Source organism: Bifidobacterium scardovii JCM 12489 = DSM 13734 (assembly GCF_001042635.1).
Lineage (GTDB): Bacteria > Actinomycetota > Actinomycetes > Actinomycetales > Bifidobacteriaceae > Bifidobacterium > Bifidobacterium scardovii.
Map to the genome: position 1 here is coordinate 17,316 of NZ_AP012331.1, position 13,658 is coordinate 30,973.

Here is a 13,658-nt window from a genome sequence, read left to right on the forward strand (position 1 = left end):
CACCGGGGTCGTCGGCTATGGTCTCGAAAGGGACATGTCTAGGAAATGAATAATGTGCCTAGGAAATGGTGCCTTGAGGGGCGGGATCTGGGATCTGCATGCACTCTGCTGGTTGTTGGAATGGTTCGTGAGGGAATGCATGGTGTCCGTTGAAAACGACGTGTGATTCATAGTATGACACACGGTTTTTGTAACCGGTCACACGGTGGTGTATAGTGTGTTGTGTAACCGGTCACAGCCTGTTGTTGAGAGGATGCCCGGTTGATGAGTCAGTGATAGTTGAACTCTTTCGAAGGAGAGGAGTCGGGCAATGACGTCAGCTCAGGTGGCGGCTTCGCCAACGCATACGTCAACGGCGCGTGTGAATCGGCGTAAGGCTGATTGGCGTGGTTGGAAGTTTATGTGGCCGTTTGCGGTGGTGTTTGTTTTTGTGTTCATCGTGCCGATTGTGTATGCGGTGTATATCTCGTTTTTTCAGAAGAAGATGATTGGTGGGAACGTGTTCGTTGGTGTGGCGAATTACGTTCGTTTGTTTGGTGACGCGCAGTTCTGGAGCAGTGTTGGTCGTGTGGCCTTGTTCACGGTGGTGCAGGTGCCGATCATGTTGTTCCTGGCGGCGGCGATGGCCCTGTGTTTGGATTCGATGAAGTTGCACGGCACGAAGTTCTTCCGTATCAGCACGTTTTTGCCGTATGCGGTGCCCGCGGTGGTCTCGACGATGATCTGGGGTTTCGTGTATGGCGCGAAGTACGGTTTGGTGGGTTCGTTGAACGACGTGTTGGGCACGCATATCGACGTGTTGGACCCGTCGGTGTTGTTGGCGGCGATCGGGAACATCAACACGTGGGAGTTCACGGGCTATAACATGCTGATCTTCTACAGTTCCCTGTCGACGATTCCGCATTCGTTGTATGAGGCGGCGTCGATTGATGGCGCGTCGGAGTGGGGGATCGTCAAGTCGATCAAGTTGCCGGAGTTGAAGGGCAGTTTGGCGATCACGGTGATCTTCAGCATTATTGGTTCGTTCCAGTTGTTCAATGAGCCGAGCATTTTGCAGAACATGGTGCCGGGTAATGCGATCACGACGTATTACACGCCGAACATGTACGCGTACAACCTGTCGTTCACGGGCAACCAGAGCAATTATGCGGCGGCGTTGGCGATCGTGATGGCGGTGATCACGATGGGCATCGCGTACGCGGTCCAGTTGCGCGGCATGAGGGAGCAGATGAAGTGACGGTGCGTGTGCGTCGTGCGGGCGGGCGCGTGGTTCCCGTCGTGTCGGTGTCGGTGTCGGTGTCGGTGGTGTCCGGCGTGTTCGTGAGGGAGTGTGTGTGATGAGTGGTGTGGATGCGCGGTCCGTGTCGTTGCGTGATCGTGAGCGTGCTGCGAAGAGGGCGGAGCGTGAGCGTCAGAGGCGCGTGGCCGTCGATGAGGCCGCGGAGCGCAGGCGGGCGGCGAAAAGCGGGTTCGCGAACGTGAACAATCCGCGGCGTTCGACCGTGATGACGGTGGTGTGCGCCCTGTTCGCGGTGTACTGCTTGTTCCCGTTCGTGTATCTGGTGATCAACGCGACGAAGACGCAGGCGGATTTCACGTCGACGTTCGGGTTGGGGTTCGGTCGCACGTTCGCCTTGTTCGACAACATCGCGACGGTGTTCGGTTATCAGGACGGGATCTTCGCGCGTTGGCTGTTCAACACGCTGTTGTACGTGGTGGTGGGCGCGGGCGGGGCGACCCTGCTGGCGATCATGGGCGGCTACGCGTTGGCGAAGTTCCGTTTCCCGGGCCGCAAGGCGGTGTTCGCGGTGATCATCGGCGCGATTTCGGTGCCGGGCATCGCGTTGGCGATCCCGCAGTTTTTGCTGTTCGCGAAGCTGAATTTGACGAACACGCCGTGGGCCATGATCATCCCGTCGTTGATTAGTCCGTTTGGCTTGTATCTGATGTGGATCTTCTCGGAGCAGGCCGTGCCCACGGAGTTGCTGGAGGCGGCGCGCGTGGATGGGGCGAGTGAGTTCCGCACGTTCTGGACGATCAGCCTGCCCCTGTTGGCCCCCGGTATCGTGACGACCGCATTGTTCACGATCGTGGCGACGTGGAACAACTACTTCCTGCCCCTGATCATGCTCAAGGATGCGGATTGGTATCCGTTGACGATCGGTCTGAACCAGTGGAAGGACCAGGCGTCCACGGCTGGTGGGCAGGCGATCCAGAACCTGGTGATCACGGGTTCGCTGATCACGATCATCCCGTTGGTGATCGCGTTCCTGTGTTTGCAGAAGTACTGGCAGTCCGGCCTGGCAGCCGGCGCCGTCAAGGAATAACCACCGGGACGTTCCCGGCGTAGAAAGCGTCTGGGTAACAGCCTGCTTCTCGGACGGTTTCAACGCGGGAAGGCTGTCTGGCGTAGAGAACGTTTGGGTAACAGGTTGGTTCTCGGACACTCTCTACGCGGGAAGCCCCTTCAGCGTAGAGAGTGTTTGGGTAACAACCTGCTTCTCGAACACTCTCTACGTCAAACCGCTCCACCGCAGAAGAGACCCGGCCGCGGTGGAGCGCGCTTACGACAGAAAGCAGCCAGCCCTTGCCGAACGAAGAATCCCCGCAACTCACCGTTGCGGGGATTCGTCATATATAATATATACGCGAATTCACATGACTCGGTCACGAGATGTAGGCGTGAGGGTCGGTGATCGGCTCGTGGTCATCGGGGATCTCGCGATGCGTGAAGCCCTCATAGGAATCGTCCCAGTGCATGGAGGCGGTGCCGTCGGCGATGGAGATCGGCAATTGGACCAGCGGCGAGTTGCCGAGATCGTTCTTGTACCACTGGTCGCCGATGAACAGGAACCTGCTGCTGTGGTACTGGTCGTCGTCAAGCGGAATCACGATGTCCACCTGGGAATCGTAGGTCTGGATGCCGATCGGCGCGAAGGCGCGCCACTCGCTCCAAGGGCCGTGCAGGTCGGTGGCGGTGGTGTACATATTGTCGTTGGTGAACCATCCGGTCAGGCGCGATCCGAACCAGTAGTACAGGCCGTCTTTCTTGACGATGGTGGGTGATTCCAGTCCGTATTCGTAATCGGTGGCCCGTTCGCAGGCCACATCCTCGACGATGGTCAGGTAGTCGTTCGACAGGCGGTAGATATGCGTGCCGTGGTCGCGGTCCTCGCTCATGATGTAGCCGCTGCCGTCCTCGTCCTGGAACACGCCGATGTCGCGGCTCAGATACCCGCGCCATGTCATCGTGGTCTGGAACGTGAACGGCCCGAGCGGGTTGTCGGCCACGGCCACGCTGATGTGCGCGTACTGGTAGTCGGGCGTTTCCGCGTGGATGTACATCACGTACTTGCCGGTTTCCGGGCAGCGGAGCACCTTCGGGCGTTCGCCGATGCGGTCCGCGGCCAGTGCGGAGCCGTCCTCCTGCACGTCCAGTACGATGCCGTGATCGGTCCAGTCGACGAAGTCGTCGGTGGTGTAGCAGTACACGCCCTGGAACAGGTTGCCGTTTGTCTTGTTCTCGCCGTAGGCGTACCAGGTGCCGTCGAATCGCTGTACGCCGATGCCGTGCAGTTGGGCTACGTTGCCCTCGGTGTCATGCGGCAGAAAAGAGCCGAATCTATCGGTCATTGATGATCCTTTCCATTTGGAGATGGGCATGCCCGGCCCAAGCGCGCCCGTTTGGCGTGCGATTGGGCCGGAATGCTCGCGGTGACGCGGCGCGCGGTGCGGGATTCGGCATGCCGTGCGATGGGGGGCTTGTGCCGTGTGGTCTTTTTTCCCCTGCGGACTGTGCCGTCTCGTACGAGTCGTTTCTCGTTTTGTGACCGGTCACACGCTGTGATATAGCCAGTGTAATGCAATATGTGATCGCTCACAAAACTATCTGCGTGCCGTGATCCCCGTGTCCTGCGTTGTTCACTCGTTTTGCTCTGTCTGGTTTCCCTCGATGAGGGGGATGGGCAGAGCCGGACGAGGGAGAAAACCGGATTGCTTTCGAGTGTTGCTCCGGTGTTGTTCCCCTCAGTCCGCTTCGCGGCTAGCTCCCCTCGTAGAGGGGAGCCAGATGCAGATGGTCCGCTTCGCGGCCGGCTCATCCCGCAATTGAGGGCGGCCTTGCGGTCGCGGGGTCATGCGGATTGGCGCTCGACGATGGTGGTCGGCAGCAGACGCACGTAATACTGCCGTACCGGCTCCCCCCTGAGCATGGTCAGCAGCAGCTCGGCCATCGCCCTGCCGTGCAGCATCGAGTCCTGGCGCACCGTGGTGAGCTTGGGATTGGACAGTATGGCCATGGGCGAGTCGTCGAAGCCGGTGACGGCGATGTCGTCGGGGACGCGATATCCGAAGCGATTGAGCTGGTTGATCACGCCGATGGCGAGATTGTCGTTGGCGCAGACGAACCCGTCGATGCCGCTGAGCATCGACTGGTATTCGAATACCGCCAGTTCGCCGCTGGTGATCTCCCAATCGTCGGCGAAATACACCTGCCGGTCGTCGAATCGGTCGCCGAGCGCCTCCTTGAAGCCGGCCAGTCGCTTGATGGACGCCGGCGAATAGCCGGGGCCGCAGACGTAGACGATATGGGATCGGCCCTTGTCGAGCATATAGCGTGTGATGTCGCGTTGTCCGTCGGCGTTGGTGAAGTCGACCGCCGGATACGTCAGGTCGCCGCGGTCGCTGACTTCGGAGCGCACCACGGGCCGATTGGTGGACAGGAACGCGTTGGCGAGGGAGTCGTCCTCGCTTAGGGAGAACAGCAGGTAGCCGTCGGCGAAGTCGCTGTTGACCAGCTGTTCGATGCGCTTGGTGGAGTCCTCGCTGTTGGCGATGAGCGTGACCATCTGGTACCCGGCGTCGCCGAGCGTCGTGTTCGCGCCCGACATGGCCTCGGACACGCTGTATTGCACGACCGTCTCGCTGGCTTCGACCTGGATGATCAGAGCGACGGTGGATGTGCGCTGCTGGGCGAGGGAACGGGCCGCCTTGTTCGGCGTGTACTTGGACTCCTTGATGGCTGCGGCGATGCGTTCGGAGGCGTCCTTGGAGACGTGTTCGCTGCCGTTGAGAAAGCGCGACACCGTGCCGTAGGATACGTTGGCCAGCCGGGCCACGTCCCGGATGGTCACCTTCTTATGTTCCGTCGTCATGAACACCATCGTATTCGGTTCCGTCATGTTTTGCTCCCCATTGACGCGACACACGATTTGTAACCGGTCACACAACAGTGTATAGTATACGAATGTAACCGGTCACACGGAGTGTTGCGTGGCCAAGAACTCAAGGAAGAGAAAGGTAAGACATGCGCTTCCCTATCAAGAAGTCGGTGGCATTGCTTGGCGCTGCAGCCATGATGGTCTCTGTCGCGGCCTGCGGGTCCGATAACGCGTCCACCAGCGACAACTCCGGGTCCAAGGACGGCAAGTCCACCGTGACCGTGTGGAGCTGGGACACTACCATCAACGACGCCGCGGAGGCCTTCATGAAGGCCAACCCGAACATCACCGTCAAGGTGACCAACGTCGGCACCTCCGCGCAGACCCAGGTCTCGCTGAACAACGCCATTTCCGCCGGCTCCGGCGCCCCGGACATCTCGCTGATGGAATACCACTCCATCGCGCAGTTCGCCCTGTCCGGCGCCATCGAGGACCTGACCGACAAGACCAGCGGCTTCGAGTCCGACTACCCCGAAGGCATCTGGAAGGGCGTGCAGGTGAACGGCAAGGTCTACGGCCTGCCGGTCGATTCCGGCCCGAACGCCCTGTTCTACAACAAGGCCACCTTCGACAAGGCCGGCATCACCGAGGCGCCGAAGACCTGGGAGGAGTACTACCAGGACGCCAAGAAGATCCGCGCCCTCGGCGGCGACTACTACATCACCTCCGACGCCGGCGACAACAACCAGTCCACGGTGTTCATGTCCCTGATCGCCCAGGCCGGCGGCACCCCGTTCAAGGTGGACGGCGAGAAGGTCTCCATCGACCTGACCGGCGACGAGGGCACCAAGAAGGCCGTCGAGTACTGGCAGCGCATGATCGACGAGGACCTGATCAACACCAAGGTCACCAGCTGGTCCGATGAATGGAACAAGGGTCTCGGCGACGGCACCATCGCCTCGCTGGTCACCGGCGCATGGATGCCGGGCAACCTGCTCTCCGGCGCCGCCCAGGCCTCCGGCAACTTCCGCGTGGCCACCGTGCCGCAGTGGAACGAGGGCGACGACCTGAACTCCTTCAACGGCGGTTCCTCGCTGACCCTGATCAAGGGCACCAAGAACGCCGACGCTGCCTTCAAGTTCATGGAGTACGTGACCCACGACAAGGAAGGCATCAAGAACCGCGTCGCCTCCGGCGCGTTCCCGGCGGACACCACCTCCTTCAAGTCCGACTACTACCTGAACGGCACCGACGACCTCAACAAGTACTTCGGCGGCCAGAAGTACACCGAAGTGCTCGCCCAGGCGGCCGAGCAGAATGTCGGCGACTTCGAGTTCCTGCCCTTCTGGAGCCAGGTGCAGAACACCTTCGGCGACTACGCCGGCAAGGCCTACCGCAAGGAAGAGAAGCTCTCCAAGTCGATGGAGGACTTCCAGAAGTCCCTGATCGACTACGCCAAGGGCCAAGGCTTCACCGTCGAGTAATTCCATAAACCGGTCGGTACGTGATCCCACCCGAGAGCCCGGGCATCGGGTTCCCGGATGGGACGCCGACAGCGCGGCCGACACCGCGCGTAGCTAGAACTTCATCTGAGTTCTCCTCCTCGGCCGGGATCTTCCGCTGCGGAAGATCCCGGCCTTTCGCATATCACCAGCGTCCGCGACGCGATGCGTTGTTCGGTTGTGTGCATGGCGGCGCACGGATCATAACAAAAACCATTGGATGCAGTATCCACACAAGAAAAGGATCGAATCAATGAAGATACGACAAGCACTTGCCGGTCTCGCCGCCGCGGCGACGATGATTGGCGGTCTGGCGATCGGCGCCGGTTCGGCGCAGGCTGTCGAAGCCGATCCAGCGCCAGCCGCCGAGGTGACGAGCGGCGGCATCACCGTGAACAACTCGCAGGCCGGGCACACGTACACGGCCTACCGGTTCGCCACGCTGAACCCGCAGTTGGACGCGGACGGCAATCTGTCCGACGTCGAGATCAAGGTCGCTGATGGGCCCTATGGCGCGGTGCAGCTTGGAGGATATCGCCAGACCGTGCGCGACGCGGTCACGGAAGCCAATGGCGGCACCCTGCCCGAGCAGTACGCCGACACGGATAACTGGAACGCGGCCGCGGCGGTCGCCGGTTTCGACCAGGCCAAGCTGCGCGCGTTCGCCGATGCCTTCACCAAGGCGGTGCAGAACGATAAGAATATCTCATCTACCGCTTCGGTCGAAGGCAACGGATCGTCCGTGCAGATCGATGTGACACAGGGCTGGTATCTGGTGACCGATACCGTCGACGGCGCGGCCGCCGAAGCCGGCACCTCGGCCATCGTCGCCACGCCGCTGCTGATCAACGGCACCACGTACACCACCCTGCCCGTGACCTCCAGCGACCCGACGCAGGCCGGCATCGACGCCACCGGCGTGTTCAACTCCAAGCACCAGGTCGCGCTCGAAGCGCCGACGACCACGTCGAATTCGGATACCAGGGGTACGGTCGCCGTCGGCAATACCGTGACCTACACCACGCTTGAAAAGCTGGATGGATCGGTGACGGATCTGTATGTCAAGATCGTGACCTCCAAGGGTCTCAAGGCTCCCACGTCATTCGTGGTGTTCAGCGATGTGGATGGTAACGGACGCCCCAGCGGCAGCGATCCGCGTCCGGCGTATACCGTCGTCTCGCAAACCGGCGACGCGGCCAACGGCACGGTCACGGTCCTCAAGGTCACCGGCCTGCAGGATGTCACCTCGCTCGGCGTGCAGTACAACGCCACGGTGACTCCCGACGTGGAGAACCACGCATTCTCGGTCACCGCGTCGGTTGGATTGGACAACGCGACCTGGGTCGAAGGCAACACGGACACGCTGCGCACGGCGGACGTCGCCTTCCAGAAGGTCGGCGTCGATGCCGATGCCAACGGCCTGAACGGCGCGCAGTTCATGCTGCGCTATGCCAATGACTCCGACTGCACAATTGTCGGCAGCTTTGGCGCCAAGCTCTGCTACTTCCAGTACGGGTCGACCAATGGCTCTGACGGCTGGAGCGTCGTCGCCAAGAGCAAGGGAACCACGTTCACCAGCGCCGCCATGGACGGCAAGAACGGCGTCGTGCAGCTCAACGGCCTCGGTGCCGGTACCTACACGGTTGAAGAGGTGACGCCCGCCGCCGGTTACTCCACCCAGTTCCTGCCGAAGTTCAATGTGACCATTGCCGCGGACGGCACGGTCAGTGTGGAATCCACGGCTGACAGCTTCGGCCTGGTCACCGCGAATGCGGATGCCAGCGGCGTGACGGTGAAGAACGTCAAGGCGATCACGCAGCTGCCGCTCACCGGTTCCGTCGGCGCGGCCGCGCTGAGCGTCGTCGGCGTGCTGGCGCTGACTGGTCTCGCCGTGCTGGGCATCAAGTCCCGCAAGGAAGAGAATCTGCAGTAACGGCTGACCGGCATGAGTGTTCCCTGCACAGAGGGGGAACGCTCATGCCGTAACACGAACGAGGGGAGCATGCGGAGCTGAATCCGCTGCTCCCCTCGGCCCGCTTCCCGCGCATCCTCTGTCGGAGATGACCGGGGCGCGGCGCGGCATAATGGGCGATCGAAGGAGGTGCGGCCATCGTGTCGTTCGAGGACATCCTGGATATTCCGGGCCTGCACGCGCAGTATCGTCGTCGGCGATCCCGTGCGCTGGCCAGGCGGATCGGCATGGCGATTCTGTCGCTGATCGCCGTTGCGGCCATCGGATTCCCCATCGTCGCGCAGTACCGGACCGCACAGGACCTGGAAACGGTGGCGTCGCACGCTGCCACGCCGGTGGCGGGATGGTCCGAGGAGCGCATCGACGCCGCCTTTGCCGCGGCCCGGGCATATAACCGGCGTCTTGCCGGGCAGGCGTCGGCCGAGCCCGACGTATCGGATCTGGTGGGGGCGTCGGAGACGGCGCTGCCCGGCGATTCGTCGGGAGTCATCCAGACTGACAACTCATCGACTGCCGGCTCGTCTGCTGCCGGCTCGTCTGCTGCCGGCTCGTCGTCCGGCACCTCGTCGGCAGGCACCGACAAGGACTACGATTCGCTGCTGAACACCGGCAACGGGGTGATGGGCGCGATCAGCATCCCTTCGATCTCCGCGAATCTGCCGATCTATCACGGCACTTCCGCCACGGCGCTCGAGTCGGGCATCAGGCATCTGCAGGGCAGCTCGCTGCCGATCGGCGGGGCCTCCACCCATGCGGTGCTGACCGGCCACAGGGGGCTCGTCAAAGCCGCGATGTTTACCCGTCTCGATGAGGTCAAGCGGGGCGACACCTTCTCGATCATGGTGCTGGGCAGGACCATGGAATATCGGGTCGATCGTATCGCGGTGATCGAGCCGGACGACACCTCGCAGCTGGGCATCACGCCGGGAGAGGATCGGGTGACGTTGATGACGTGCACGCCATACGGCGTGAACACGCACCGGCTGCTGGTATCCGGCACGCGGGTTGCCGTCGACGCCGGCAAGCCGGCTGCCGATGTGTGGCAGGCCGTGCGATGGAGCGCCGGAGGCGTGCTGATGGCCGGCCTGGCGCTGCTCTGGATCCGGCGGGGATCCGCGCCGCAGCCGCGGCTGGTCAGGCACCGTGCGTGACAATCCGCCGTTCTACTGCGATATGTAGCATTTGCCCCGCGTTCAATCATGGCGAATCCCCAGCACCCCGCTGTACATTTAAGGGTGACCTCGGGGGTGAATATGAGCGAAACGCAGCAGTCAGGGCGCCAAACGCGATCCGGAGCGCCGGATGGCCGATCAGCGGCGGTCGCACCGCAGCAGGGTGCGCCGGTGCCGCCCGCATCGCCGTCGCGGGATTCGTTGTCATCCCGTCAGGCGGGCGACCGTCAGGCGGGCGATTCGCTGCATACGGTGTACGCCGCACGCCCGCAGGTGGACGAATGGGTTCCTGACCATGTGCTGGAGGGGTACCAGCAGGCCACGGTCCATCTCGGCCACGACGACGAGGGCGAGGTCGTCGCCACCTTCGTGCGCAAGGATCCGAAGACGCTTCCGTTCGCCGCGCGCATGCAGCGGTGGCGGTTCGGCGCCCTTGGCCACCGGCTGGCCGTCATGTACGTGCACGGCTGGAACGACTATTTCTATCGGCGGCATGAATCGGAGTACTGGGAGTCGCTTGGCATCCCGTTCTACGCGGTCGATCTGCGCAAATTCGGCCGTTCGCTGCGCGACGGCCAGACGCCGGGATATATCGAGAATCTGCATGAATACGCAGCAGAGTGCAACGCATTGCGCGATCTGATCGTCGACGAGCAGGGCGAGCGCGTGCGTATCCTGCTGGTCGCCCACTCGCAGGGCGGGCTGAGCTCGGCGCTCTGGGTCAACAGCGAGCAGCCGCACCATATCGAAGGGCTGGCGCTCAACTCGCCGTGGCTGGAATTGCAGGGGAACCGCATGCTGCGGCTGCTGTCGACGCCTCTGGTGCAGGCGTTTCGGTTGGGTGGGGGCAAAACCGTGCTGCCGATACGCGATCCGGGATTCTACGGCCGTTGCATCAGCCACGCCACCGGCGGCGAATGGGACTACCTCGATCATCCGATCTGCGATTCGGCGGCGTTCGTGCCGCGTGCCGGTTGGATGCAGGCGATCTACAACGGGCAAGGCGAAATCGCGAGGCATCTCGACATACGCATTCCGGTGCTGGTATGCACCTCCGACAAGACCATGCTGCAGACCACATGGGATGAGGGCATGCGGCGCGCCGATTCGGTATTGGACATCGTCGCGATACGCCAGGCGGCGATCAATCTCGGCGATATGGTGACGCTGGCCACCATCCGCGGTGGGCTGCACGACCTGAGCCTGTCGTATCCCGACGCCCGCCGCCAGTATTTCGGCATCGTCACGCGATGGGCGGCGTTGATGGCGTGGCGGCGGATCATTCCTCCCCCGCGCGTCACTTCAGCGCTCAACGCGCTGTGACGGTCATGCGCCCGTTGGCGGGAGCTATCGGTGAAGCCGACTGAAGGTGGTGCCAGGCGGTATCGTGTCAACCACCCTCAGTCTCGCTTCGCGAGCCAGCTCCCGCCAGCGGGCGCATGACCAAACCAGGCCCTCAGCAGGGCGAAACGAATACGGCCTCTTGGAATGCCCGCAGGCAATCCAAGAGGCCGTATTCGTTCGGTCAATCAGCCGGATCAGAGCACGCCCTGAGCGACCATCGCGTTGGCAACCTTGACGAAGCCGGCGGCGTTGGCGCCGAGCATCAGGTCACCCTCGTGGCCGTATTCCTTGGCGGCGGCCAGCGAGTTGGCGACGATGGTCTCCATGATGTTCTTGAGCTTGGCGTCGACCTCCTCGAAGGACCAGCTCAGGCGGTAGCTGTTCTGGCTCATCTCCAGGCCGGAGACGGCCACGCCACCCGCGTTGGCGGCCTTGGCCGGGCCGTAGAGCAGGCCGTTCTTCTGGTAGACGGCGATGGCCTCAGGGGTGGACGGCATGTTCGCGCCTTCGACGACCGCCTTGCAGCCGTTGGCCACGAGCGCCTTGGCGGACTCCTCGTTGACCTCGTTCTGGGTGGCGCACGGCAGCGCGATGTCGCACGGCACGGTCCACACGCCGGAGCAGCCCTCGTGGTACTCGGCGGACGGCACGCGCTCGGCGTACTCCTTGATGCGGCCGCGCTCGACTTCCTTGATCTGCTTGACGACCTCGACGTCGATGCCGTTCGGATCGTAGACGTAGCCGTTGGAATCGGAGACGGTGACGACCTTGGCGCCCAGTTCCTCGGCCTTCTGCACGGCGTAGGTCGCCACGTTGCCGGAACCGGAGACCACGACGGTCTTGCCCTCGAAGGAGTCGTTCTTCAGCACGCGCAGGGCTTCCTGGGTGTAGTAGCAGACGCCGTAGCCGGTGGCCTCGGTGCGGGCGAGCGAGCCGCCGAACTCCAGGCCCTTGCCGGTCAGCACGCCGGAGTACTCGTCGCGGATGCGCTTGTACTGGCCGAACAGGTAGCCGATCTCACGGCCGCCGACGTTGATGTCGCCGGCGGGAACATCGGTGAACTGGCCGATGTGGCGGCACAGCTCGGTCATGAAGGCCTGGCAGAAGCGCATGACCTCGGCGTCGGACTTGCCCTTCGGGTTGAAGTCGGAGCCGCCCTTGCCGCCGCCCATCGGCAGCGTAGTCAGGCTGTTCTTGAGGATCTGCTCGAAGCCGAGGAACTTGACGACGCCCTCGTTCACGGTCGGGTGGAAGCGCAGACCGCCCTTGTACGGGCCGATCGCGGAGTTGAACTGCACGCGGTAGCCGCGGTTCACCTGCACCTTGCCCTCGTCGTCGGTCCAGGCGACGCGGAACTTGACCACGCGCTCCGGTTCGACGATGCGCTCGAGCACGCCAGCCTTCTCGTATTCCGGGTGCTTGGCGACAACCGGCTCAAGGCTCTCGAAGACTTCCTTGACGGCCTGCAGGAACTCGGGCTGGTCGCCGTCGCGCTGCTCGACCTGAGCGTAGACGCGCTTGATGTACTCGTTGGTGAACATGGAGGACTCCCCTTTGGGTTTCGGGTTATCAATAAGACGGCTTCATTTTATGCGTGACGGGTATGCCGCTACAAGAGGTTGACCAAGATTCGGGCGGGGGTCTCGCGGTGGGCGTAACGGCGGCCTTGCGTGCGCCGTTACGGCGTCGCGGCTTGCCGAGAACGGGGAAAATCAGGTCAGATCGAGGGAGTCGGCGACCTCTCCGACGATGATGCGCATGGCCTCGCGCGCCTTGTCCGGATTGCCTTGCCAGATTCCTTCGGCGACGGCGTCATGCGCGTCGAGCGCGGCCGGCTTGGGCTTCTGCGGGTACATGCCCAGTTCCACGCGGCCCTTGAGCACGGTGGCGATGATGTCGGACAGCGACGAGAACAGCTCGTTGCCGCTGCTGCGCAGCAGCATGGAATGGAAGCGGATGTCGAGGTCGTGGAAGGAGTCAAGATCGCCGCTCTCGCCGGTTTTGCGCAGCTCCGCGGCCAGCACGGGGAACATGGCCTTGGTCTCCATCGAGGCGTACCGTGCCGCGGCGGCCGCGGCCGCCGGCTCGATCGCCAGGCGCAGCTCGGTCAGGGAGCGCAGCTGCTCCTTGCGGTGCGAGGACATGAGCTTCCAGCGAATCACCTGCGTATTGAGCGCGGCCCATTCGCCGATCGGCCGGGCCACCAGGCCGACCCGGCGGCGGATGGTGACGGCCTGCATCGATTCCAGGTACTTGGCGACCTCTCGCGCCACCGTGCGGGACACGGAGAAGCGGTCCTGGATGGTCTCCAGCGTGATCGCCTGGCCGGCGGGCCAGCGGCCTTCGATGATGTCGATGGCGAGTTCGTCCGAGGCGGCCGCGTGCATGGGATCGGAGGCCGTGGTGGCCGTGCCGTCGGTCATTGGATCGCTCATGGTGCCCTCGCTTCATGGTCGCTGCGCCGCTTGACGCGTCTTGAATCATCTTAATTCAGGAAATGGTCAACTAT

Annotated in this window: 10 protein-coding genes; 6 read left to right on the forward strand and 4 right to left on the reverse strand. The window is 62.8% G+C overall.

The annotated features are described in order from the left end of the window. The first annotated feature begins 310 nt into the window (after positions 1-310). Both BBSC_RS00065 and BBSC_RS00070 read left to right on the forward strand, forming a co-directional pair. Complete coding sequence (locus tag BBSC_RS00065; protein ID WP_033518399.1) at positions 311-1,237, forward strand: carbohydrate ABC transporter permease; 927 nt, start codon at positions 311-313, stop codon at positions 1,235-1,237. A gap of 100 nt (positions 1,238-1,337) precedes the next feature. Next, positions 1,338-2,327, forward strand: coding sequence for a carbohydrate ABC transporter permease (locus tag BBSC_RS00070; protein WP_046726279.1), 990 nt, complete (start codon positions 1,338-1,340; stop codon positions 2,325-2,327). Positions 2,328-2,667: 340 nt separating this feature from the next. On the opposite strand, the gene BBSC_RS00075 is transcribed toward BBSC_RS00070, so the two are convergent. After that, positions 2,668-3,633 carry a family 43 glycosylhydrolase gene (locus BBSC_RS00075; protein WP_046726137.1) on the reverse strand — a complete coding sequence of 322 codons (966 nt, stop codon included), beginning with the start codon at positions 3,631-3,633 and terminating at the stop codon, positions 2,668-2,670. A 500-nt stretch (positions 3,634-4,133) separates the two neighbouring features. After that, positions 4,134-5,180, reverse strand: a complete 1,047-nt coding sequence (locus BBSC_RS00080; RefSeq protein WP_231649122.1) for a LacI family DNA-binding transcriptional regulator — start codon at positions 5,178-5,180, stop codon at positions 4,134-4,136. A gap of 125 nt (positions 5,181-5,305) precedes the next feature. On the opposite strand from BBSC_RS00080, the gene BBSC_RS00085 reads away from it, so the two are divergent. The 4 genes from BBSC_RS00085 to BBSC_RS00100 all read left to right on the forward strand — a co-directional run bounded on the left by BBSC_RS00085 (position 5,306) and on the right by BBSC_RS00100 (position 11,128). Then, on the forward strand, positions 5,306-6,643 hold the full coding sequence (locus BBSC_RS00085) for an ABC transporter substrate-binding protein (RefSeq protein WP_033517724.1): 1,338 nt from the start codon (positions 5,306-5,308) through the stop codon (positions 6,641-6,643). Positions 6,644-6,914: 271 nt separating this feature from the next. Further along, positions 6,915-8,594: a SpaA isopeptide-forming pilin-related protein gene (locus BBSC_RS00090; RefSeq protein WP_033517722.1), complete on the forward strand. Its 1,680-nt coding sequence runs from the start codon at positions 6,915-6,917 to the stop codon at positions 8,592-8,594. 179 nt (positions 8,595-8,773) lie between these two features. Next, complete coding sequence (locus BBSC_RS00095) at positions 8,774-9,784, forward strand: class C sortase (protein WP_231649120.1); 1,011 nt, start codon at positions 8,774-8,776, stop codon at positions 9,782-9,784. Positions 9,785-9,976: 192 nt separating this feature from the next. Further along, a complete protein-coding gene (locus tag BBSC_RS00100) occupies positions 9,977-11,128 on the forward strand; it encodes an alpha/beta hydrolase (RefSeq protein WP_231649112.1) in 1,152 nt (383 codons plus the stop codon). A gap of 215 nt (positions 11,129-11,343) precedes the next feature. Here the strand turns inward: BBSC_RS00100 and gdhA are convergent, their stop codons facing one another. Then, positions 11,344-12,690, reverse strand: a complete 1,347-nt coding sequence (gdhA, locus tag BBSC_RS00105) for an NADP-specific glutamate dehydrogenase (RefSeq protein ID WP_033517718.1) — start codon at positions 12,688-12,690, stop codon at positions 11,344-11,346. Positions 12,691-12,861: 171 nt separating this feature from the next. Beyond that, the gene (locus tag BBSC_RS00110; RefSeq protein WP_374042860.1) at positions 12,862-13,584 is read right to left on the reverse strand and encodes a FadR/GntR family transcriptional regulator; all 723 of its coding nucleotides are present in this window, start codon (positions 13,582-13,584) and stop codon (positions 12,862-12,864) included. Between the last annotated feature and the right edge of the window lie 74 nt (positions 13,585-13,658).